Source organism: Streptomyces virginiae (assembly GCF_041432505.1).
In the GTDB taxonomy this organism is placed as follows: Bacteria; Actinomycetota; Actinomycetes; order Streptomycetales; family Streptomycetaceae; genus Streptomyces; species Streptomyces virginiae_A.
In genome coordinates, this window is sequence record NZ_CP107871.1 from 1068072 (window position 1) to 1090925 (window position 22854).

Below are 22854 nucleotides of genomic sequence, written 5' to 3' on the forward strand. Positions count from 1 at the left end.
GCGCGAGGGATGCCAGTGCGGAAAAGAATCCGATCTTCTTTTCCGGGGCGGATCAGTGGTGTACGGACCGGGCCGCGAGCCCTTCCAGGACGGCCACGGCCTCCTCGGCCCGGTCGGCGGCCACGAAGAGGTGGTCGTGGTGGTAGCCGGCGATGACGTTGCAGCTCAGACCGTGTGCGCCGAGTTCGGTGGCGAAGGCGGCGGTGAGTCCGACGGCGTCGAGGGCGGAGTGGATCCGCAGGGTGATCCAGCCGGCGGTGTAGTCGTAGGCGAGTCCGGCCGCGTCGGCGTCCTCCTGGCGCAGGACCAGGGTGAGCCCCTCGGGTTCCAGGACGGTGGCGACGGGGGTGGTCCCGGCGGGGACGGTGGTGCCGTCGACGGTGCAGAAGACGTACCGCCCCTCGTTCAGCTCGGGTCGCATCCCGCTCAGAAGTTTCCGCAGATCCTGCTCTCCACTCATCCGACCACCCTACCGATCGCCCCGGCGGGTACCCGGTTCATCGGGAGGTGGGCGACGTAGCGGTCCTCGTACAGCCGCGGGCGCGGGCCGGGACGCCGTAGGAAGACGCGGTAGCGGCGCGGGAGGTCGCCGAGCGGGTGGAGGCGGGCGCCGGCCGTCCGGTGGACCTCCGCGCTCGCGGCGGGTGAGAGTCGGTCCGAGAGGGGCAGTTCACGCGCCCGGGCGGATGCCCGCCGGTGGGCGTGGGTTCCTCGTGCGGCGCGCAGCGCGCCGGGCCGGCTACGCGGCATCGGCCTTTCGGCGGGTGAAGGTCATGCGCCCCGTCCTGCCCGGTGCCCCGACCCGACGCCGAGGGGATTTCGGCGGCCACCGGGCCGGCGGCTCCGCGCCCGGTGGTGCGCCGCGTACGTACGGTGCCCGGTCAGGTCAGGTCGAACTCACCGCCCCGGGCGTTCAGCACGAACTTGTGCCACTCGTCCGGCGAGAAGATCAGCGAAGGGCTCTCGGGGCGCTCGCTGTTGCGCATCGCGATGAAGCCCTCGACGAAGGCGATCTGGACGTCGCCCACTCCCCGGCTGCTCGACTGCCAGTCCGCCTCGGTGAGATCGAGGTCCGGCTTCCCCCAGCCTGCGAGGGGTTGTGAAGTCATGCTCTCGGCCACGTGCGTGCTCCTCCCGGTACGTCGTCCGGGGGCCAGGTTAACCACCGCGGCGGGTGCCGGACAGGCCACGGTGCGTCACCGTGGCCGGTCCGGCTCCCCGGCCGGCCCCTCCGTCGTCGGCCGGGCCTGTGTTCAGGAGGTCGGCTCCTGTGCCCCCACCAGCCACATCGCGAAGAACTGCGCGCCGCCGCCGTAGGCGTGCCCGAGCGCCCGGCGAGCGTCCGGAACCTGGTGTTCCCCGGCCTGGCCGCGGACCTGGAGGGCCGCCTCCGCGAAGCGGATCATGCCGGAGGCGCCGATCGGGTTGGTGGACAGCACGCCGCCCGAGGGGTTGACGGGCAGGTCGCCGTCGAGTTCGGTGACCCCGGCCTCGGTGAGCTTCCAGCCCTCGCCCTCCGCCGCGAAGCCGAGGTTCTCCAGCCACATCGGCTCGTACCAGGAGAACGGCACGTACATCTCGACCGCGTCGATCTCCCGGCGCGGATCGGTGATGCCGGCCTGGCGGTAGACGTCGGCCGCGCAGTCCTTGCCGGCCTGCGGCGACACGAAGTCCTTGCCGGCGAAGAGGGTGGGCTCGCTGCGCATCGCGCCGCCGTGCACCCAGGCGGCCGGTTTCGGCGAACGGGCCGCGCCCGCCCGGTCGGTGAGGATCATCGCGCACGCGCCGTCGGAGGAGGGGCAGGTCTCCGAGTACCGGATCGGGTCCCACAGCATCGGCGAGGCCTGGACCTTCTCCAGGGTGATGTCGTGCTCGTGCAGGTGCGCGTACGGGTTCTTCAGCGCGTTGCGCCGGTCCTTGTACGCCACGAGCGAGCCCACGGTGTCCGGCGCGCCGGTGCGCCGCATGTAGGCGCGCACGTGCGGGGCGAAGAAACCGCCGGCTCCGGCGAGCAGCGGCTGCTGGAAGGGGACGGGGAGCGAGAGGCCCCACATGGCGTTGGATTCGGACTGCTTCTCGAAGGCGAGGGTGAGGACCGTGCGGTGGACGCGGGCCGCCACCAGGTTCGAGGCGACCAGGGCGGTGGACCCGCCGACCGAACCGGCCGTGTGCACGCGCAGCATCGGCTTGCCTACGGCGCCCAGGGCGTCCGCCAGGTACAGCTCGGGCATCATCACCCCCTCGAAGAAGTCGGGGGCCTTGCCGATGACGACCGCGTCGATGTCCGCCCAGGTCAGTTCGGCGTCGGCGAGGGCGCGGGCGGCCGCCTCGCGGACCAGGCCGGCGATGGACACGTCGTGGCGGGCCGCCATGTGCTTGGTCTGGCCGATCCCGACGATGGCCACGGGCTCTTTACTCACCTTGCGTCCCCTTCCAGGACGGCGACCAGGTTCTGCTGGAGGCAGGGGCCGGAGGTGGCGTGGGCGACGGCCCGTCGCGACGCGCCGCGGTGGATCCGGGCGGCCGCCTCGCCGATGCGGATCAGGCCGGCGGCCATCATCGGGTTGGCGGCGAGCGCGCCGCCGGAGGGGTTGACGCTCACCTCGTCGGTGAGGCCGAGCGCCTTGCGGAGCACGACCTCCTGGGAGGAGAACGGGGCGTGCAGTTCGGCCGTGTCCACCGGGGCTTCGAAGACACCCGCGTGTTCGGCGGCGAGCCGGGTGGACGGGGAGTCGGTGAGGTCGCGCAGGCCCAGGCTGTGGGCCTCGATGCGGTGGTCGATTCCGGTGATCCAGGCGGGGCGTTCGCAGAGCCGCCGCGCGAGGTCGCCGGCGGCCAGCACGACGGCGGCCGCGCCGTCGCCGATGGGCGGGCAGTCCCCGGTGCGCAGCGGCCGGACCTGGTAGTCGCCCTGGGGGACGGGGCCGCGGAGCTGGGCGTGCGGGTTGGCGACCGCCGCGTCCCGGCTGCGTGCGCCGACGGCCGCCAGGGCGGCCTCGTCGGCCTCGCCCGCGTCGATCAGGGCCTGGGCCTGGAGGGCTGCCAGGGCGACCGCGTCGGGCCAAAGCGGGGCGACGTAGTACGGATCGAGCTGGCGGGTCAGCACGTCACGGACCGATCCCGGGGAGGACTTCCCGTACGAGTAGACGAGCGCGGTGTCGGCCTCGCCGGTCTGGATCTTGACCCAGGCCTCGTACAGGGCCCAGGCACCGTCCATCTCGACGTGCGATTCGGAGATCGGCGGCCAGGCACCGACCCCGTCGAGGGTCATGGTGAAGGAGAAGGCCCGGCCGGCCAGATAGTCGCTGGAGCCGGAGCAGGTGAAGCCGATCTCGCCGGCCTTCAGGCCGGTGGCGGCCAGGACCTGGTGGAGGACCGGCATGACCATCTCGACTTCGCTGAGCTCGTCGGTGCGGCGCAGGTGGTCGCTCTGCGCGAAGGCGACCACCGCGACCTCGCGGGCGTATCGGGCCATCAGATGAGCTCCTTGTACGCGTCGTAGTCCGCGTCCGGTTCGCCGGTGGGGCGGTAGTGGTCGGGGTGGCGACCGCCCTCGGTCCATACCGGCTCGACGCGCAGGCCCATGCGGACCTGGTCGTAGGGGATGCCGCCGATCCGGCCGTGGAGGGCGAGGCCGGCGCCGTCGAGGGCGATGTGGGCGTAGACGTAGGGGACCTCGATGTCGAGGTTCTTCGCCTTGATGTTGACGATGCAGTAGGTGGTGACCGTGCCGGCGGGTCCGACCTCGACGCGGTCGGTGGTGGCGACCCCGCAGGTGGGGCAGGCGCCGCGCGGCGGGACGTACACCTTGTGGCAGGAGGGGCAGCGCTCGCCGACGGTCCGCCGCTCGGAGAGGGCGGCGATGTAGGCGGTCTGGGCGCGGCCGGGGCTGTAGACGTAGTCGAGGCGGGCCTCGGCGACGATGCCGGTGACGGCGTCGGCGAAGTCCCCGTCGTGCGGGACGGCTTCCCCGCCCGCGGGGCCGTCGTACGGTTCGAAGCAGGCGATGTCGGTGATGGCGCCGGTGCGCTCGGCGGCCCAGCGCACGCGTACCCGCATGCCGGTGCGGACCGCGTCCGGGCCGGGCGCGTCGAGGGCGTGCAGGAGGTCGGTGTCGGCGCCGTCGAGCCGGACCAGCACCCAGGCGAAGGGGGTGTCCAGGGGCTGTTGGGAGCGGGGCCGATCGTTCCACGCCCAGGTGGTGACGGTCCCGGTGGCGCCGACCTCGACGAGCTCGCGGATCTCCTCGGCGGTGACGGGGTCGTACTCGACGGGCGGGACCATCACCTTGCCGTCGGAGGTCTTCACCCCGAGCACGGTGCCCTCGCGCAGCCCGGTGAGGAAGGCGCTCTGGACGGGCCCGAGCGACCGGGTGAAGGGGAACTCGACGACGAGGGGTGCGCGGAGGATCTCCGGTGGGGAGGCAGCTGTCATGACGGTTCTCCGATGCGATCGATTCCGGTACGGACGGTGGGTACGAGCCGTTTCGCCCCGCCGGCGCCCTCTTTCAGCCTCGCCGGCGCCCTCTTCAGCCCCGCCGGCGTTCGAGGCGCGGGGGTTCGGGGGCGGCGCCCCCGCAACGGCGCCGCACGAAACGGCAGCCAGGGGCTACTCGCGCCGATACACCGCCGGCCGCTTCTCGGCGAACGCCCTCGCCCCCTCCTTCGCATCGGCGGTGTCGAAGATCGGCCACCCCCGCAGCAGTTCGGACGCCAGCCCTTCCCGCTCCGTCAGCTCGGCGGTCTCGTAGACCGACGCCTTGACCGCCTCCACCGCAAGCGGCCCGCACGCGTTGATCCGCTCCGCGATCTCCAGGGCCGCCGCCAGCGCCGTACCGTCCGGCACCACCCGCCCGACCAGCCCGATCCGTTCGGCCTCGGCAGCGGAGTACGGGCGGCCGGTCAGCAGCATTTCCAGGGCGTGCGTCCGCGGGATCTGGCGCGGCAGCCGCACCGTGGAGCCGCCGATCGGGAAGAGCCCGCGCTTGACCTCGAACAGTCCGAAGGTGGCTCCCTCGGCCGCCACCCGGATGTCCGTGCCCTGCAGGATCTCGGTGCCGCCGGCCACGCAGTAGCCCTCGACCGCCGCGATCACCGGCTTGCGCGGCCGGTGGTGGCGCAGCATCGCCTTCCAGTGCAGGTCGGGGTCGGCCTTGAGGCGGTCCCGGTACAGGTCGCCCGCCATTCCCTTCCCGGCCAGGGCCTTGAGGTCCATTCCGGCGCAGAAGTCCCCGCCCGCGCCGGTGAGGACCACCGAGCGGATCCCGTCGTCGGCGTCCGCCTCCAGCCAGCCGTCGTACAGCCCCACCAGCAGCGGCAGCGAGAGCGCGTTCTTCGCCTCGGGCCTGTTCATGGTGAGCACCAGCGTGGCGCCGTGCCGATCCACGGTCAGGTGTTCCGTCCCACCCATTGCCGTCCTCCCGTCTCAAGACCTAGAACAGGTTGCAGTAGGGGAGGGTGCAGTTCAATAGTTTTCTGACACTCAGTCAGATTTCTTGGCGGGCACCCTTCCCAGTTGCTGTCTCCGGCGCTCTAATGACCGCCGGAGCAGGCCGGCCACGTGTCCGGCCGCCGGGAACTTCGGGAACATCCAGGGTCAGGAGGAACGGTGGAGTACAACCTTGCCGACCTGTTCGAGTCGGTCGTGGACGTGGTCCCGGACCGCGAGGCCCTTGTGTACGTGGACCACCCCGGGACCGGCGCCGAGCGCCGCCTGACGTACGCGGAGCTCGACACGGCGGCGAACCGGATCGCCCACCACCTGCTCGACAGCGGCCTGAAGGCGGGCGAGCACCTAGGCCTGCACCTCTACAACGGGATCGAGTACCTGCAGACCGTGCTGGCCTGTCTGAAGGCCCGACTGGTCCCGGTGAACGTCAACTACCGTTATGTGGAGGAGGAGCTGGTCTACCTCTACAACGACGCCGATCTCACCGCGCTGGTCTTCGAGGGCGAGTTCACCGAGCGGGTCGCGGCCGCACTGCCGCAGACGACGAAGCTCCGGCACCTGATCCGGGTCGGCGAGACTCCCGAGGGCGCCCCGGAGCCCTCGATCGCGCCGATCCCGTACGCGGACGCCGAGGCGGCCGGCTCGCCCGGTCGCGGATTCCCGCCGCGCAGCCCCGACGACCTGTTCATCATCTACACCGGCGGCACGACCGGCATGCCCAAGGGCGTGATGTGGCGGGCCGAGGACCTCTTCTTCGCCGGGCTCTTCGGCGGCGAACCCTCGGGCGAGCCGGTGAAGCGGCCGGAGGAGTTGGCCGAGCGGGTCGCGGCGCGCGGCGCGGGGCTCACCTTCTTCCCGGCGCCGCCGTTGATGCACGGCACGTCGACGCTGACCTCCTTCATCGCCTTCAACTACGGCCAACGGGTGGTCATCCACCGCAAGTACGCGCCCGAGGAAGTGCTCCGCACGATCGAGAAGGAGAAGGTCTCCAGCGTCTCGCTGGTCGGCGACGCGATGTTGCGGCCGCTGATCGACGCCCTGAACGGGCCGCTCAAGGGCACGGACCTGTCGTCGCTGTTCAGCGTCTCCTCGTCGGGGGCGATCATGTCGGAGACGGTGCGCGCCGAGTTCCAGCGACTGGTGCCGAACGTGCTGCTCCTGAACAACTTCGGGTCGTCCGAGTCCGGATCCAACGGCCGGGCGACGGACGACTCCGGCCCGGAGAAGGGCTTCCGACTGGAGGTCAACGACCGTACGCAGGTGGTGGACCCGGTGACGCACGAACCGGTGGCGGTGGGCGAGCCGGGACGCCTCGCCCAGCGCGGGCACGTCCCGCTCGGCTACTACAACGACCCGGGGAAGACCGCCGAGACCTTCTTCCAGAAGGGCACGGAACGCTGGGTGCTGCTCGGCGACATGGCGACCGTCGACGAACAGGGCATCGTCACGGTGCTCGGCCGCGGCTCGCAGTGCATCAACACCGGCGGCGAGAAGGTGTATCCGGAGGAGGTCGAGCAGGCGCTGAAGTCCCACCCGGACGTGTACGACGCCTTGGTGGCGGGGGTCCCGGACCCGACCTGGGGCAGCCACGTGGCCGCGGTGGTCCAGGTCCGGGAGGGCGCCCAGGCACCGTCCCTGGACCAGATCCAGAGCCACTGCCGCACCAGACTGGCGGGCTACAAGATCCCGCGGCAGCTGGTCATCGCGCCCGCCATCCAGCGCTCGCCGAGCGGCAAGGCGGACTACCGCTGGGCGAAGGCGGTGGCGACGGAGGCGGACACGGCGTAGCCGTACGGTCGCACGCCCCGCGCCCGCTCAGGACGACGCGGGCGCGGGTGTGAGGGCCGGGGCTGAAGGTGCCGTGGGGGCGGTGGGGGCGGTGGCGGCGTCGCCCTCGTCCACGCAGGTCAGCACCATGAACACCGGTGCCGGCTGACCTGACGCCTGCTCGCCCATGAGGCTGGACATCACCGTCCAGTTGCCCTTCGCCAGGGTCAGCGTCCGCTCGCCCAGGTCGGGGCCGTCCCGCCAGCCGTGGTCGGAACGGGCCCGCGCGAAGGCCGCTTGCACGGCGACGTCCGCCGTCTCCGGCGCATGACGCCCGGAGAGCCGTTCGTGGCACGTGCGCACGCCCCCGGAGGGTTCCCGCTCCACCGTGATGCCCTCCGCCGCCAGTATCGAGGTCATCTCCGACACCACCGCTTCGCGAGGCAGCGGCGGACCCGAGTATCGCGGGGGCAGCGGGCCGAGGTCCCGCAGCAGATACACGCCGGCGGCCACGGTGGCCGTCGCCAACGCCGCCAAGGCCAGGGACGCCACGGCTGTGATCACCAGTATCCGTCGCACGATGATGTCGGTCCTCTCGGTTCGCGATACGGCCGGCCAGTCTGTCACCCCGCCGATCTTGAAGGATCATCGGCCGTCCGGTACCGCCGAGTCGCCCGTACCGCGCGGGTCGAGGAGGATCGGAAGACGCCGCGCCGCGAGTCCGCCGAGGTCTCCCAGGCCTCCCAGGTACGCGGAGGCCCGCATGACGCCGCCCGGGATGCGGGCCGGCGGCTCACCGCCCCGTGGAGGTGCCGGGCGAATTCGGTTCCTTCACAGGTGGTGCGGGTGGGCATGCGGGCCACCACAACAGACGATCACTCGTTCGAGTCATTGATTTAACCTGCGGATTCCTGGCAATCTACCGAATGATCGGTCGGTTCTCATGATGAGGTGACGGCATGGCGGTGTACACGGATCTCCACGACGAGGGCGAGCGGCTGGGCCACGACGAGTTGGCCGCGCTCCAGCTCACCCGGCTGCGGGCGACCCTGCACCGTGCCTACGAGAAGGTCCCCTTCTACCGACAGGCCTTCGACAAGGCGGGGGTGCATCCCGACGACTGCCGGTCGCTCGCCGACCTCTCCCTGTTCCCCCTGACCACCAAGGCCGATCTGCGCGACCAGTACCCCTTCGGGATGTTCGCCGTGCCGCGCTCCCAGGTGCGCCGCATCCACGCCTCCAGCGGTACCACCGGGCGGCCGACCGTCGTCGGGTACACCGACAAGGACCTCTCGACCTGGGCGGATGTCGTCGCCCGGTCCATACGCGCGGCGGGCGGGCGGCCCGGCCAGATCATCCACATCGCCTACGGGTACGGGCTGTTCACCGGCGGCCTGGGCGCACACTACGGCGCCGAGCGCCTCGGCTGTACGGTCGTGCCCGCGTCGGGCGGGATGACGGACCGGCAGGTCCGGCTCATCGAGGACTTCCGGCCCGAGGTCATCATGGTGACCCCTTCCTACATGCTGACCCTGCTGGACGAGATGGAGCGCCAGGGGATCGACCCGCGCGCGACCTCACTGCGGACGGGGATCTTCGGCGCGGAGCCGTGGACCGAGGAGATGCGCCGGGAGATCGAGGAACGGCTCGACATCGACGCGGTGGACATATACGGCCTGTCCGAGGTCATCGGACCGGGTGTGGCCCAGGAGTTCGCGGAGACCAAGGACGGCCTCCACATCTGGGAGGACCACTTCTTCCCCGAGGTGGTCGACCCGCTGACAGGCGCGGTGCTGCCGGAGGGTGAGCCCGGCGAGCTGGTCTTCACCTCCCTCACCAAGGAGGCCATGCCCATCATTCGCTACCGCACCCGGGACCTGACCCGGCTGCTGCCCGGGACGGCCCGGCCGGCCTTCCGTCGGATGGAGAAGATCACGGGCCGCAGCGACGACATGATCATCCTGCGTGGGGTGAATGTGTACCCGACCCAGATCGAGGAGGTCCTGCTGCGGACGCCGGGGCTGGCCCCCCACTTCCAGCTGCGGCTGACCCGGGAGGGCCGGATGGACGCCCTGACGGTACGGGTGGAGGCACGCCGGGAGACGGACGCCGAGCGGCGGCAGGACGCGGCCGACGCCGTGGTCCGGGCCGTCAAGGAGGGGGTCGGGGTCTCCGTGCGGGTCGAGGTGGTCGACCCGGAGACGCTGGAGCGCTCGGTGGGGAAGATCAAGAGACTGGTCGACCTTCGCGGATCCGGCCGCTGAAACCACCCCTTCGGGCCCATTTGGGGGTGGCCCCCGGGAGCGAGCCGGCGCTCGGGGGTAGTCCATGAGGTGTGATCTCCTCCCTCCGGCAGCTCCACGACCGGCTCCAGGGCTCCCAGATCGGGCTGGCCTGGAGCCGCGGCCGGGAGATGGAGCTGATGCACCGGGCGATGGGCTTCGCGGCTCTCGGCTTCCTCACCCTGGTGCCGCTGCTGGTGGTCGTGGCGGCCGCCGCGCCCGGGAGCGGCTCGGGCTTCGGCCGCTGGCTGGGGCAGGCCCTCGGGGTGACGGAGGCCTCGCGGGTCCGGGTGGAGATGTTGTTCGGAGCCGCGGACCTGGCGCTGGAGCGGACGACCGCGTTCGGTCTGGCCGCGCTCGCGGTGTTCGGCCTGACCTTCGGGTCGGCTGTCCAGACCGGCTACGAGAAGGTCTGGGACCTGCCGACCGCGCGCTGGCACACGATGTGGCTGCACGTCGTCTGGCTCGCGCTGCTGGTCTGCTACCTCGGCCTGCTCGTGGGGATCCCCTCGCCGTCGGACAACGCCTTCGGCACGATCCTCGGCGCGCTGGGCGACCTCGTCGGCACCTGTCTGTTCTTCATCGCCTCGCAGCGCCTGCTGCTCGGCGGCCGGGTCCGCTGGCGCGCCCTGGTGCCGGGAGCGGTGGCGACCAGCCTCGGGCTGTTGGGGCTGCGGATCTTCTCGCAGCTGGTGTTCTCCCCGCTCATCGCCTCCAACGCGGTGATCTACGGCCCCTTCGGCACCCTGCTCGTCGTCCAGTCCTGGCTGGTCGGCGTCGGCTTCGTGGTCTACGGCGGCGCGCTCGTCGGCCGTCTCGTGCACGAGCACCTCACCCTGCGGCGGCTGCGGCGCGGCGGGCTCTTCCCGCCCGAGGACCCCGCCGCACACCCTCCGCACCCCGGCTGACCGGGCTCCCCGCGCGCCGGCGGCCGGGGCCGGTGGCCGGGTCGGTCCCGGTGGCCGGCTCAGTCGCCGGGCTGCGCGAAGCGGTCGCGCAGTTCCCGCTTGAGGATCTTGCCGCTGGCGTTGCGCGGGAGGGCGTCCACGAGGAGCACCCGCTTCGGGGCCTTGAAATGGGCGAGCTTCTCCCGGGCGTAGGCCATCAGCTCCCCCTCCGTCACGCGGCCCGGCTCGCCCGCCTCCCCGCGCGGTACCACCACCGCCGTGACCGCCTCGATCCAGCGCTCGTCGGGCAGCCCGATCACCGCCGCCTCGGCAACGCCCGGGTGGGTGTAGAGCACGTCCTCCACCTGCCGTGAGGCGACGAGCACCCCGCCCGAGTTGATGACGTCCTTGACCCGGTCCACGACCGTGAAGTACCCCTGCGCGTCGCGCACCGCGAGGTCGCCCGAGCGGAACCAGCCGTCCCGGAATGCCTTCTCCGTGGCCACCGGGTCGTTCCAGTACCCCAGACAGAGCTGCGGCGAGCGGTAGACCACCTCGCCCGCCGTGCCGTCCAGCACGTCCTTGCCGTCCTCGTCCACCACCTTCGCCTCCACGTGGCGCACGGGCCGCCCGCAGGAGTCCATCCGCCCCTCGTGCTCCGCCGGCCCGAGCACCGTGGCCAGCGGGCCGATCTCGCTCTGGCCGAAGCAGTTGTAGAAGCCGAGGTCCGGCAGCCGCTCGCGCAGCCGTTCCAGGACCGGGACCGGCATGATCGAGGCCCCGTAGTACGCCTTCCGCAGGGCGCCCAGCTGACGCACCGCGAACTGCGGGTGGTCGGCCAGGCCGATCCACACCGTCGGCGGGGCGAAGAGGCTGTCGGCCTCCCCCGCCTCGACCAGGTCGAAGATCCGCTCCGCGACCGGCGCGTCCACGATCGTGTTCCGCGCCCCGACCGCCAGGTAAGGCAGCAGGAAGACGTGCATCTGCGCCGAGTGGTAGAGCGGCAGCGAGTGGACGGGCCGGTCGTCCTCGGCCAGGTCCAAGGCCTCGATCGCGCTCTCGTACTCGTGCACGAGGGCCCGGTGGGTCATCATCGCGCCCTTGGGCAGGGCGGTGGTCCCCGAGGTGTAGAGGAGCTGTACCAGCGCGTCCGGGTCCCGGTCGGCCGCGAAGGGCAGCGGATCGGCCAGCTCCGCCAGGAAGGAGTCGGGGGCGTCGCGCAGCGCCCGTACCCGGTACCCGTCGGGAATCCGCCCGGCCAGGTCGGGATCGGCGAGGACCAGGACACTCGCGGAGTTGTCCAGGATGTACGCGAGGTCCTCGCCGGTGAGGTTCTGGTTGACCGGGACGTGGGTGAGCCCGGCCCGGGCGCAGGCGAGGTAGGCGAGCAGGTAGGCGTCGGAGTTGTGGGCGAAGGTGGCGACCCGGTCCCCGGCGGCCAGTCCGTGCCGCTCCCGCAGCAGGGCGGCGCCGGTGGTGACGGCCGCGTCGAGTTCCGCGTACGTCCAGGTCCGTTCGCGGTAGCGGACGGCCGGGCGGTCGGGGACCCGCCGCGCGCTGTGCCGCACCAGTCCGTCGACCGTGTCGTCCCGTACCGCTCGCCCTGCCCGCACCGCCCGGTCTGCCGTCATGGCGCGATCCTCGTCCCCCCGTACGCCCAAGGTCAATAACCGGATACCAAACGGGATGTTGACAGATCATCGGACGAGCTGAATGAGTGTGGGGGCACGGAAGTACCGCCTGTCCGACGGGTAACCACGCCCGCTCACAGGACACTTGGGAGGACTGTTGCGTCTCAGCACTCGTCCGATACTCCGCCGCGTCGCCCTCACCGGCGCCGCTCTGCTCGCCGCCACGGCCGCCGTACCCCAGGCCTCGGCGGCCGCCCCCGACGACCGGACGGCCGCCGGGGGCGGCCTGTCCGCCGTCATCCGGTACACCGAGAACGGCGTCCCGCACATCCTCGCCCGCGACTACGCGCACCTGGGTTTCGGCACCGGCTGGGCCCAGGCCGCCGACCAGGTCTGCGTCCTCGCCGACGGTTTCGTGACCGTCTCCGGTGAGCGTTCCCGCTGGTTCGGCGCCGACGCCGCGCCCGACTTCTCGCTCTCCTCGGCCACGAAGAACCTCTCCAGCGACCTCTACTTCAAGGGGGTGCGGGAGTCCGGCACGGTGGAGAAGCTGCTGGCGACCCCCGCCCCGGCCGGTCCCACCGAGGACCTCGAGGAGCTGATGCGCGGTTGGGCCGCCGGGTACAACTCCTGGCTGGCCCAGAACAAGATCACCGACCCGGCGTGCAAGGGTGCCGGCTGGGTCCGCCCGGTGACCACGGTCGACGTGGCCGCCCGCGGCTTCGCCGTCTCGGTCCTCGGCGGCCAGGGCCGCGGCATCGACGGCATCACGGCCGCCCGGCCCCCGGGCACCGTGGGCTCGCCGACGGGCCCCACGGCCCTCCCCCAAGGAGCCGATCCGGCGGCCGCCGCCGAGGCGGCGCGGGAGTTCTTCGACACCGGCCGCTACGACATGGGCTCCAACGCCGTGGCCTTCGCCGGCTCCACCACGGCGAGCGGCCGCGGCCTGCTGCTCGGCAACCCGCACTACCCGTGGCACGGCGGGCGCCGTTTCTGGCAGTTCCAGCAGACCATCCCGGGTGAGCTGAACGTCTCGGGCGCTTCCCTCCTCGGCACCGCCGTGGTCAACATCGGCTTCAACGAGAAGGTGGCCTGGAGCCACACGGTGGCCACCGGCACCCCGGTGAACCTCCATCAGCTCGCGCTGGACCCGGCCGATCCGACCGCCTACCTGGTCGACGGCACGCCGGAGCGGATGACCCGGCGGACCGTCACCGTCCCGGTGGCGGGAGGCGCCCCGGTCACCCGCACCCAGTGGTGGACCCGCTACGGACCGGTGGTCTCGGACCTCGGCCCGGGCCTGCCCCTGCCGTGGACCGCGCAGACGGCGTACGCGTTGAACGACCCGAACGCCGCGAACCTGCGCGGCTCCGACACCGCCCTCGCGATGGGCAAGGCCCGCTCGGTGGCCGGGGTCCAGGACGCGCTGAGGCGCACCCAGGGCCTGCCCTGGGTCAACACCGTGGCCGCCGACTCCGCGGGCGGCACCCTCTTCACCCAGACCCAGGTGCTGCCCCGGATCACCGACGAGCTGGTGGCCCGCTGTTCCACCCCGATGGGCCGGGCCACGTACCCGGCCTCGGGGCTGGCGGTGCTGGACGGTTCGCGCGGCGACTGCGTGATCGGCTCGGATCCGGACGCGGTGCAGCCGGGGGTCTTCGGCCCGGGGAAGGCACCGACGCTACGGGACGCCCCCTACGTGGAGAACTCCAACGACAGTGCCTGGCTGGCCAACGCGGACCGGCCGTTGACGGGCTACGAGCGGATCTGGGGCAACGTCGCCACCCCGCGCTCGCCCCGCACGCGCGGGGCGGTCGAGGACGTGTCCGCGATGGCGGCGAAGGGCCGGCTGACCGTGGCCGACCTGCAGAAGCAGCAGTTCGCGAACCGGGTGCCGGCCGGTGATCTGGCGGCGGCGGACGCGGCGAAGGCGTGCTCCGCCCTGCCGGGCGGCACGGCGACGGCGAGCGACGGCGGTGCGGTGGACGTCTCGGCGGCCTGCGGGGTGCTGGCGAGCTGGGACCGTACGACCGACAGCACCAGCCGCGGCGCGCTGTTCTTCGACCGGTTCTGGCGCAAGCTGACCGCCTCGACGCCGGCCAAGGACCTGTGGCTGGTGCCGTTCTCGGCGGCCGATCCCGTACGGACCCCTCGTACGCTCGACCAGGCGGCGCCCGGCATCGGGCGGGCGCTCGCGGACACGGTGGCGGAGCTGAAGGCGGCCGGGATCGCGCTGGACGCCCCGCTGGGTGAGCACCAGTTCGTGGTCCGCGGCGGCCGCAAGCTACCGGTGGGCGGTGGCACGGAGGCGCTCGGCGTCTGGAACAAGATCGAGGCACCGTGGAACGCGGCGGCCGGCGGCTACGCGGAGGTCGCGCACGGGTCCAGCCACATCCAGGCCGTCGGCTGGGACGGCGGGCGCTGCCCGGTGGCGCGCACCCTGCTGACGTACAGCCAGTCCTCGAACCCGAGCTCGCCGTACTACGCCGACCAGACCCGGTTGTACTCCGAGGAACGCTGGGTCACGGCACGGTTCTGCGAACGGGACATCCTCACGTCGCCGAAGCTGAGGGTGGCGCTGGTCCGCGAACGACGCTGAGCCCCGCGCCCGAACCCGCCGCCGCCCGCCCCGCGGGCGGCGGTCACCCGGCCGGCGTCGCCCCGAGGGCGGCGGCCAGGGCATGTGCCTGATCCGGGGTGATGCCCAGGGCGAGCGGTACCCGGCGGGGGCTGTACGGGGCGGAACACACGGGGATCGGGCCGGCTTCCGTCACCGCCCACCGGGGCCCACCGGCCGGGTCGGGCTCCCCCACCAGGGTCGCGGCCAGTTCCCCGGCGGCGTCCGCGCGTATCCCGCAGTGGGCCAGTGCGCGGGCGACGGTGTCGGGGGCCTCGGCGGGCAGGTCGGCGTCGCCGAGCATCGGGAGCAGGAGCAGCAGGCGCTCGGACGGATCGGTCAGGCCTTCGCCATCGCCCTGGGTACTCGTGGCGAGGGTGACGAGCTCGGTCCACGACAGGCCGGGGAGGGCGTCGTCGGCGCCGCACTGGCCGAGATGGCCCAGGCGCCCCCAGCGGGGGTGTCGGACGAAGTACTCGACGTTGTTCTCGTCCTCCTCGTTGGCGTAGACGGCATAGGCGGTGTGCCCGCCGTCGAAGCGGAGCCGCAGTACCGGCCACGGCAGGTCGGGGTCACCGAGGCGCTCCACCATCTCGTCGTAGGCGGACGCGTCCACACCGTACGGCTCGGAAGGCTCGCCCGGATCGCCGATCGTCAGCATCAGATGGGCGAGCCAGAAGGCGGGGTCGCGGGCGAGCTCCTCGCCCGCGACCAGCTCGCGATCCTGCACGTACTCCGGAACGTCCACGCCCATGCTCATGGGAGGAGGGTAAGGAGCAGCCAGGCCGCGACCTCGCGCGGGGGCACGTAGGGGCATGCGGGGGCTCCACCAGGGCCTGTGCGGAGCAGCGATCGTGGTTCAGATGATCACCGAAGCCGGCAGCGGCGCCGACGTTGCGGTGCGACGGAAGGCGGCTGCCCTGGGCCGCTCCGGCGGCGGTCTGACCTGCAAGGTTCACCTGTCGGCCGACCGACGCCGCCGTCCGCTGTCTGTCGTTCGTGGTCAACCCCGGACAGGCCACCGGCAGCCCGCAGTTTCTCGCTGCGCCCGCCGGGGTGCGGGTGCGCGGGCCGGTGGGACGTACGCGCACCCGGCCCGGCGCCGTGGCCGGCGACAAGGCGCACTCCTCCCGCGCGGCGCCCGGGGCGCATGCGTCGCCCCGCTCAGCGAAGACCGCGCTTCTCGCGTTCGGCTTCGATCAGCTCCTCCATGAGTTCCTCCGGTCTCACCCTGTACTCGGTGTCATCGAGGGCGTCGTAGTCCTGGGTGCTCAGCGCGATGCCGAGCTCGGCGATTTCGGCGGCCAGCTGGGTGAACGCGATTCGCTCGTCGGACTCGTCCTGGTAGCTTGCCCGCTCGGCAGCGACCCCCTCGGTCAGGGTGAGGCCGACCATGCTCCAGAAGGTGAACTCGGTGTCCAACTCCGTGAGATGCCAGGCCCGTTCCGCGGGTTCGTCGGGGTGCAGCCAGTAGCCGATCCACCCCTTTCCGCCCTTCGCCACGAGCTTGACGTATGTGGCCATCTCCGCGGCTGCGGCGTTGACGGCCTGCATCTCCGGGTCCGCGAGTTCCGTTTCGCTCAGATAGCTGGTGTCCAGGAGCGGGTGAACCTCTCCTGCCTCGAAGAAGTCCAGGTCGAGAAGGCGGGTGAAGTCGGTGCGCCCTTCCCACTGCGCCACCAGGAGAACGCGCAGATCGTCGGGTATCGGACGGCCGTCCAGCCGCTCGCGGGAGAACTCGGCGAGCCGTTCGTCGTACATACGCCCCCTCCAGAGGTCGAAGCAAGATCCTCACGTCAACGTAACAGCGGTGTCCGACAAGAGGCCGAGTACGCCGGCGACTGCCGACCACCCTCGTGATCCGGAATCGGAACAGGGCCTAAGGGCTGACCGCCAGGAAGAGGTACGCGGCCAGCAGCACGATGTGGACGCCGCCCTGGAGCAGCGTGGCGCGCCCGGGGACGATGGTGAGGGCGCTGACCACGACGGTGAGGGCGAGCAGCACCATGTGGATCGGGCCGAGGCCGAGCAGGAGCGGGCCGGAGAGCCAGATCGAGGCGAGGGCGATCGCCGGGATGGTCAGGCCGATGCTGGCGATGGCGGATCCGTAGGCGAGGTTCAGGCTGGTCTGGACGCGGTCGCGGCGGGCGGCCCGGACGGCGGCGAGGGTCTCGGGCAGCAGCACGAGCAGGGCGATGATCACACCGACGACCGCCTGGGGCAGTCCGGCGGCCGCGACGGCCCGCTCGATGGTCGGGGACACGGCCTTGGCGTCGCCCACCACGGCGACGAGCGCGATCAGCAGCAGGGCGAGGCTGACGAGGGCGGCGCGGGCGGTGGGCGGGTCGGCGTGTTCCTCGCCGCCGGCCGCACCGCCGCCGGTGTCCACGGGCAGGAAGTAGCTGCGGTGACGGACCGTCTGCACGGCGACGAAGAGCCCGTACAGGGCGAGCGAGGCGACGGCGGCGAAGGTGAGCTGTGCGGTGGAGAACTCCGGGCCCGGCTTGCTGGTGGTGAACGTCGGCAGGACCAGGCTGAGGGTGGCCAGGGTCGCGACGGTGGCCAGGGCGGCCCCGGAGCCCTCGGGGTTGAACACGGCGACCCGGTTGCGTAGGGCGCCGACGAGCAGGGAGACGCCGACGATGCCGTTACAGGTGATCATGACGGCGGCGAAGACGGTGTCCCGGGCCAGGGAGGCGGTCTTGTCGCCGCCGTCGGCCATCAGGGTGACGATGAGCGCCACCTCGATCACGGTGACCGCCACGGCGAGGACGAGGGAGCCGAAGGGTTCGCCGACGCGGTGGGCGACGACCTCGGCGTGGTGGACGGCCGCGAGCACCGCGCCCGCGAGACAGAGCGCGACGAGCGCCACCGCGAATCCCGGTAGGTCCCGTCCCCAGCTGAAGACGAGCGCGACGAGCGCGACGACGGGGACGACGACGGTCCAGTCGGTCAGGAACGATCTGCGGGTTGCCGTACTCATATCGGCCAAGTTGCCAGAATTGTCCCGACGGTGCGGCGCAAGGCGCGCCTCCGGGCGCCTCTCGTGGCATTTCTCACGCGATCCCCGGGCGTGGCGGGGGCCGAGCACACGGGTGCCGAGCGGCCCGTACGCGGGGTACCGCGGCCGCCCGGACCGGCCGGGGCGCACCCGGGTGGTCCCGTCGGACGGCCGCGATCTCGGCGCGCCGGACGGCCCCGGGGGGCCGCGGTCGGCGCGTACCGTCACATCGCGCGCTCGTGGCCCTCCCAGTACGGGTCGCGCAGCCGCCGCTTGTAGAGCTTGCCGTTCGGGTCGCGCGGCATCGTCTCGATGAAGTCGACCGTCTTGGGGCGCTTGTAGCCGGCGAGCTGTCGCTCGCAGTGGTGCAGGATCTCCGCGGCCAGGGCGTCGCCCGCCACGAAGCCCTCGGCCGGTTCGACGACCGCCTTGACCTGCTCGCCCCAGTCGGCGTGCGGGATGCCGAAGGCGGCGGCGTCGGCGACGGCCGGGTGGGTGAGCAGGGCCGACTCGATCTCGGCGGGGTAGATGTTGACCCCACCCGAGATGATCATGTCGATCTTGCGGTCGCGGAGGAAGAGGTAGCCCTCCCCGTCCATCAGGCCGAGGTCGCCGACGGTGAAGAAGTCACCGATCCGGTTCTTCTTCGTCTTGCCCTCGTCCTTGTGGTAGCTGAAGCCACCGGTGTTCATCTTGAGGTAGACGGTGCCCAGTTCGCCGGGCGGCAGCCGCTTGCCGTCGTCGTCGAAGATGGCGAGTTCGCTGATCGGCCAGGCCTTGCCGACCGTTCCCGGCTTCTTCAGCCAGTCCTCGGCGGTCGCGAAGGCGCCACCGCCCTCGCTGGCCGCGTAGTACTCCTCCACGCACCGGCCCCACCAGTCGATCATCGCCCGTTTGACGTGGTCGGGGCAGGGCGCGGCGCCGTGGATGGCGTGCCGCATCGAGGAGACGTCGTACGCGTCCTTCGTCTCCTGCGGGAGGGCGAGGAGGCGGTGGAACTGGGTCGGCACCATGTGGGTGTGCGTGCACGCATGGCCGTCGATCAGGCGGAGCATCTCCTGCGGGGTCCACTTGTCCATCAGGACCAGCGGATGCCCGATGTGCAGGGCGGCGCCCGCGAATTGGAGGACGGCCGTGTGGTAGAGCGGCGAGCAGACCAGGTGGACGTTGCCGTCGAAGGGGCGGATGCCGAAGATGCCGAGGAAGCCGCCCAGGTACGTCTCCTCCGGGAGCTTGCCGGGCAGCGGGCGGCGGATGCCGCGCGGGCGGCCGGTGGTGCCGGAGGTGTAGTTCATGACCCAGCCCAGCGTGCGGCCCTCGGGGACGGTCGCGGGCTGCCCGTCGAGGAGCTGCGCGTACGGGCGGAAGCCGGCGACCGCTCCGACGGCGTACCGGTGGCTCGCGGGCAGGGCCGCCTCGTCGGCGGCGGCCGTGGCGGCCTCGGCGAAGCGCTCGTGGGCGATGAGGACCTTGGCTCCGGAATCGGAGACGATCCAGGCGATCTCGGGGCCCACGAGGTGGTGGTTGACGGGAACGAGGTAGAAGCCCGCCTGCGAGGCGGCCAGGTAGGCGGTGAGGAACTCGACGCCGTTGGGGAGGACGACGGCGAAGACGTCCCCCTTCTCCAGTCCGGCGGCGCGCAGGCCGTGGACGAGGCGGTTGACGTCGGCGTGCAGCCGCCCCGCGCTCCATTCCTCACCCTCGGGGGTCACGAGTACGGTGCGCCCGGGGTCGGCGGCGGCCTGGGCCCAGAAGCCGTTGGGCGGCTGCTGGTCGGTGGCGGGGGTCGTGGACGTCGTCGCGGTCATGTCGGTCACGCCTCTCGGACTCGGCCGGCGATGCGGTTGATGCGGTCGATCGCCCTCTCGAAGCCGCTGGTGAGGTCGTCGAAGACGGCCTGGACGCTGCGTTCCTCGGTCATCCGGCCGACGATCTGACCGACGGGGGTACCGAGCAGGGGCGCGATCTCGTACTTCTGGATCCGGGAGACGGCCTCGGCGACGAGCAGGCCTTGGAGCGGCATGGGGAGCGCGCCCGGACCCGCCGGGTCGTCCCAGGCGTCGGTCCACTCGGTGCGCAACTGGCGGGCGGGCTTGCCGGTGAGGGCGCGGGAGCGGACGGTGTCGCCGGAGCCGGCGGCGAGCAGCTTCTCGGTGAGGGCGCGCGAGTGGAGGTCCGCCTCGGTGGTGGTGAGCCAGAGCGAGCCGAGCCAGGCGCCCTGGGCGCCGAGGGCGAGGCCGGCGGCGATCTGCTCGCCGCTGCCGATGCCGCCGGCGGCGAGGACCGGGAGGGGGGCGACGGCCTCGACGATCTCGGGCACCAGGACCATGGTGGCGATGTCGCCGGTGTGGCCTCCGGCCTCGTAGCCCTGGGCGACGACGATGTCGATGCCGGCTTCGACGTGGCGGCGGGCGTGCTTGGCACTCCCGGCGAGGGCGGCGACGAGGACGTCGTGGTCGTGGGCGCGCGCGATGACGTCGGCGGGCGGCGAACCGAGCGCGTTCGCCAGGAGTTTGATCGGGTAGTCGAAGGCGACGTCGAGCTGGCGCCTGGCGACCTGTTCCATCCAGCCGGTGATCCGCCAGCCCGAGGCCTCGCCCTCGGCGAGTTCGGGCACGTGGTGCTTGGCGAGGGTGTCGCGGACGAAGGCGCGGTGGGCGGCCGGGATCATCGCCTCGATGTCGGCCTCGGCGATGCCGTCGACGGCCTTCTTGGCGGGCATGACGACATCGAGGCCGTAGGGCTTGCCGTCGGTGTGCGCCTGCATCCAGTCGAGGTCGCGCTTCAGGTCGTCGGGGGCCGTGTAGCGGACCGCGCCGAGCACGCCGAAGCCACCCGCGCGGGTGATGGCAGCGGCGACCGCCGGGAAGGGCGTGAAGCCGAAGATGGCGTGCTCGACTCCCAGTTTCTTGCTCAGCTCCGTCTCCATGGGCGGCAGGATGCCGCAGCCCGCCGGCCGAGGGAAGAGATTTTCTGATGCAGTGTCAGATTCTTTACGGGTCGGTCGGTGCGGAGGGTGCCCGATGGGCGGGCAGATACCCACTACCGTGCGGATCGCCTGCGGCGCGCTCGACGGGTACCGGGCTCCGGCCGGCCGGTCCGTCCGCGGCGCGCTCGACCGGTACGGGTCGCGGGCCGGGCGGCGCTGACTCCGGCGGCCGCGTCGCCCTCTGGGCGGGCCGGCGCTCGGCACGCCCGGAGGACGACGGTCCGCTCGCGGCGGCCGCGGGAGCCGGCTGCGGGCGCGGAATGCGCACGGTGGGTGCGGGTGTTGTGGGCGCGGGTTGCGGACGAGGAGGACCGGACATGGCAGCGGACACGGGGGCCGAAGCGGTGGCGGAGGTCGGCACGGAACGGCCGGACGACATCGGCCGCGAGCGACCGCACGACCGCGAAGAGGGAAGCGAGGGAGGCGACGGCGTGGCCGCACCGGGCCGCGGGCCGAACCGGCGGCGGCTCGGGGCGCGGTTGCTCGCGCTGGGCGGGGTGCTCGTCCTGCACGCGGCGCTCCCGGGCTCCGCCGGCGCCGCGGGTGGTCCCGCCGAACGGCGTGCGCTCCAGGGGCTGCGGTTGCGGTACGGGTCGGCGCGTCAGGCGGGCCTGTCGGAGCAGCACCTGGAGGGGGTCGCGGACGAGGCCCGGCGCTTCCTGGGCCCCTCCCCCGAACACCCCTACTACGCCGGGGCGGTGGTCTTGGCAGGCCGCGGCCGCACCATCGCCCTGCACCGTGCCATGGGGTACGCGGTCCGGTACGCGGACTACGACGGCCGGGCCGACCGGGTCCGGGAGTTCCCGGCGGCCGAGCGGATCGCGATGTCCGAGGACACCGTCTTCGACCTGGCCTCGCTGACCAAGCTGTTCACCTCCGTCCTGGCGGTGCAGCAGATGGAACGCGGGCGCCTGGAGCTGGAGGCCCCGGTGCGCCGGTACCTGCCGGAGTTCGTCGGCGGCGGCAAGGAGATCATCACGGTCCGCCAGCTGCTCACGCACACCTCGGGGTTGCGTTCCTGGGCGCCGTTCTACCAGGAGTCAACGCGGGAGGGGCGGCTGAGGCTGCTGTGGTCGGTCCGACCGCAGGAGACCCCGGGGACCGTCTACCGGTACTCCGACCTCAACCTCATCGCGCTGCAACTGCTCCTGGAACGGATCACCGGTCGCACTCTGGACACACTGCTCCGCGACGAGATCACCGCTCCGCTCGGGATGCACCGCACTCGTTACAACCCACCGCTCTCCTGGCGCCGTGCGATCGCCGCCACCGAGGTGCAGCGCCCGCCCTGGTCCGGCCTGGACCGCGGGTTGGTGTGGGGCGAGGTCCACGACGAGAACGCGTACGCGCTCGGCGGCGTCGCCGGCCACGCCGGGGTCTTCGGCACCGCCTGGGACCTGGCCGTCCTGGCCCGCGCCCTCCTCGACGGCGGGGTCTACGCGGGCAAGCGCATCCTGCGCCCCGCCTCCGTCGAGCTGCTCTTCACCGACTACAACACAGCCTTCCCCGGTGACGACCACGGCCTCGGCTTCGAGCTCTACCAGCACTGGTACATGGGCGCCATGGCCACCCCGCACTCCGCCGGGCACACCGGCTTCACCGGCACCTCCCTGGTCCTGGACCCCTCCACCGACTCGTTCCTGATCCTGCTCGGCAACTCCGTCCACCCCGTACGGACCTGGCGGGCCGGCAGCGCGCCGCGGGTCGCGGTCGGCAACCGCTTCGCCCGCGCCGTCCCGGTCCGCACCCGGCACGGCGGCGCGGCCTGGTTCTCCGGCATCCAGCCGGGCGCCTCCGGCACCCTCACGCTGCCGCCGCTCGGCCCGGCGACGGCCGCCGCCCGGCTGCGCTGCGCCGTGTGGTGGGACACGGTGCCGGGCGAGGGCGCCCTGCACCTGGAGGCCTCCGCCGACGGGGAGCACTGGGAGCCGCTGCCCTTCAGCACACTACGGTCCACCGGCGGCACGCCGGAACAGTGGCCGCGGGGCTCCGTGAGCGGCTGGTCGGGCCGCGTCTGGCACCGCCTCGAAGCCCCCCTCACGGCCGCCTGGGCGGGACGCGAGGTACGGCTGCGCTTCCGCCACACCGCGACCGGCCGCTACGTAGGACGCGGGGCCTACGTGGACGTCGTCCGCGTGGCGGAACCGGGCCGGCTGCTCTTCGCGGAGGACCGCCCGGCCGACGCCGACCGCATCGAGGCCATCGGCTGGACCCGATCGACGGACTGAACGC

Annotated in this window: 19 protein-coding genes; 5 read left to right on the top strand and 14 right to left on the bottom strand. The window is 72.4% G+C overall.

The features are described 5' to 3' along the window. Nucleotides 1–52: 52 nt before the first annotated feature. The 7 genes from OG624_RS05135 to OG624_RS05165 form a co-directional block, all read right to left on the bottom strand. Entirely contained in the window at nucleotides 53–460 is a 408-nt protein-coding gene (locus OG624_RS05135) for an ACT domain-containing protein (RefSeq protein WP_033213929.1), read from the bottom strand. Beyond that, complete coding sequence (locus tag OG624_RS05140; protein WP_371587263.1) at nucleotides 457–750, bottom strand: hypothetical protein; 294 nt, start codon at nucleotides 748–750, stop codon at nucleotides 457–459. Before OG624_RS05140 ends, OG624_RS05135 begins: the two co-directional genes overlap by 4 nt. Before the next feature lie 131 nt (nucleotides 751–881). Then, the gene (locus tag OG624_RS05145) at nucleotides 882–1109 is read right to left on the bottom strand and encodes a DUF397 domain-containing protein (RefSeq protein ID WP_202505543.1); all 228 of its coding nucleotides are present in this window, start codon (nucleotides 1107–1109) and stop codon (nucleotides 882–884) included. Nucleotides 1110–1253: 144 nt separating this feature from the next. Then, the gene (locus OG624_RS05150; protein WP_371587264.1) at nucleotides 1254–2420 is read right to left on the bottom strand and encodes a thiolase domain-containing protein; all 1167 of its coding nucleotides are present in this window, start codon (nucleotides 2418–2420) and stop codon (nucleotides 1254–1256) included. Beyond that, nucleotides 2417–3475: a thiolase domain-containing protein gene (locus OG624_RS05155; protein ID WP_371587265.1), complete on the bottom strand. Its 1059-nt coding sequence runs from the start codon at nucleotides 3473–3475 to the stop codon at nucleotides 2417–2419. The genes OG624_RS05150 and OG624_RS05155 overlap by 4 nt, the downstream gene beginning before the upstream one ends. Beyond that, complete coding sequence (locus tag OG624_RS05160) at nucleotides 3475–4434, bottom strand: Zn-ribbon domain-containing OB-fold protein (RefSeq protein ID WP_371587266.1); 960 nt, start codon at nucleotides 4432–4434, stop codon at nucleotides 3475–3477. Before OG624_RS05160 ends, OG624_RS05155 begins: the two co-directional genes overlap by 1 nt. A 174-nt stretch (nucleotides 4435–4608) precedes the next feature. Next, a complete protein-coding gene (locus OG624_RS05165) occupies nucleotides 4609–5409 on the bottom strand; it encodes a crotonase/enoyl-CoA hydratase family protein (RefSeq protein WP_033213936.1) in 801 nt (266 codons plus the stop codon). Between the two features lie 198 nt (nucleotides 5410–5607). Here OG624_RS05165 and OG624_RS05170 point away from each other — a divergent pair, with 198 nt between their 5' ends. Then, the gene (locus tag OG624_RS05170; protein ID WP_371639143.1) at nucleotides 5608–7236 is read left to right on the top strand and encodes an acyl-CoA synthetase; all 1629 of its coding nucleotides are present in this window, start codon (nucleotides 5608–5610) and stop codon (nucleotides 7234–7236) included. Between the two features lie 27 nt (nucleotides 7237–7263). On the opposite strand, the gene OG624_RS05175 is transcribed toward OG624_RS05170, so the two are convergent. Next, the gene (locus OG624_RS05175; RefSeq protein ID WP_371639144.1) at nucleotides 7264–7794 is read right to left on the bottom strand and encodes a hypothetical protein; all 531 of its coding nucleotides are present in this window, start codon (nucleotides 7792–7794) and stop codon (nucleotides 7264–7266) included. Between the two features lie 380 nt (nucleotides 7795–8174). On the opposite strand from OG624_RS05175, the gene paaK reads away from it, so the two are divergent. Beyond that, nucleotides 8175–9479 carry a phenylacetate--CoA ligase PaaK gene (gene paaK / locus OG624_RS05180; RefSeq protein ID WP_326747355.1) on the top strand — a complete coding sequence of 435 codons (1305 nt, stop codon included), beginning with the start codon at nucleotides 8175–8177 and terminating at the stop codon, nucleotides 9477–9479. 149 nt (nucleotides 9480–9628) lie between these two features. Continuing rightward, nucleotides 9629–10405: a YhjD/YihY/BrkB family envelope integrity protein gene (locus OG624_RS05185; RefSeq protein ID WP_371640835.1), complete on the top strand. Its 777-nt coding sequence runs from the start codon at nucleotides 9629–9631 to the stop codon at nucleotides 10403–10405. A gap of 59 nt (nucleotides 10406–10464) precedes the next feature. Here the strand turns inward: OG624_RS05185 and OG624_RS05190 are convergent, their stop codons facing one another. After that, complete coding sequence (locus OG624_RS05190) at nucleotides 10465–12015, bottom strand: fatty acyl-CoA synthetase (RefSeq protein WP_371639145.1); 1551 nt, start codon at nucleotides 12013–12015, stop codon at nucleotides 10465–10467. Nucleotides 12016–12172: 157 nt separating this feature from the next. Between OG624_RS05190 and OG624_RS05195 the strand changes: the two genes are divergently transcribed. Then, nucleotides 12173–14614, top strand: coding sequence for a penicillin acylase family protein (locus OG624_RS05195; protein WP_371639146.1), 2442 nt, complete (start codon nucleotides 12173–12175; stop codon nucleotides 14612–14614). 43 nt (nucleotides 14615–14657) lie between these two features. Here the strand turns inward: OG624_RS05195 and OG624_RS05200 are convergent, their stop codons facing one another. The 5 genes from OG624_RS05200 to OG624_RS05220 form a co-directional block, all read right to left on the bottom strand. Continuing rightward, complete coding sequence (locus OG624_RS05200; protein ID WP_158711708.1) at nucleotides 14658–15392, bottom strand: hypothetical protein; 735 nt, start codon at nucleotides 15390–15392, stop codon at nucleotides 14658–14660. A 404-nt stretch (nucleotides 15393–15796) separates the two neighbouring features. Then, on the bottom strand, nucleotides 15797–16393 hold the full coding sequence (locus OG624_RS05205; RefSeq protein ID WP_033213948.1) for a hypothetical protein: 597 nt from the start codon (nucleotides 16391–16393) through the stop codon (nucleotides 15797–15799). A gap of 118 nt (nucleotides 16394–16511) precedes the next feature. Next, the gene (locus OG624_RS05210; protein WP_033213950.1) at nucleotides 16512–17615 is read right to left on the bottom strand and encodes a calcium:proton antiporter; all 1104 of its coding nucleotides are present in this window, start codon (nucleotides 17613–17615) and stop codon (nucleotides 16512–16514) included. A 242-nt stretch (nucleotides 17616–17857) separates the two neighbouring features. Then, a complete protein-coding gene (locus OG624_RS05215; RefSeq protein ID WP_371587269.1) occupies nucleotides 17858–19441 on the bottom strand; it encodes an acyl-CoA synthetase in 1584 nt (527 codons plus the stop codon). Between the two features lie 5 nt (nucleotides 19442–19446). Next, nucleotides 19447–20562 carry a nitronate monooxygenase gene (locus OG624_RS05220; RefSeq protein WP_033213952.1) on the bottom strand — a complete coding sequence of 372 codons (1116 nt, stop codon included), beginning with the start codon at nucleotides 20560–20562 and terminating at the stop codon, nucleotides 19447–19449. A gap of 377 nt (nucleotides 20563–20939) precedes the next feature. Between OG624_RS05220 and OG624_RS05225 the strand changes: the two genes are divergently transcribed. After that, a complete protein-coding gene (locus OG624_RS05225) occupies nucleotides 20940–22850 on the top strand; it encodes a serine hydrolase domain-containing protein (protein ID WP_078908901.1) in 1911 nt (636 codons plus the stop codon). Nucleotides 22851–22854: the final 4 nt, after the last annotated feature.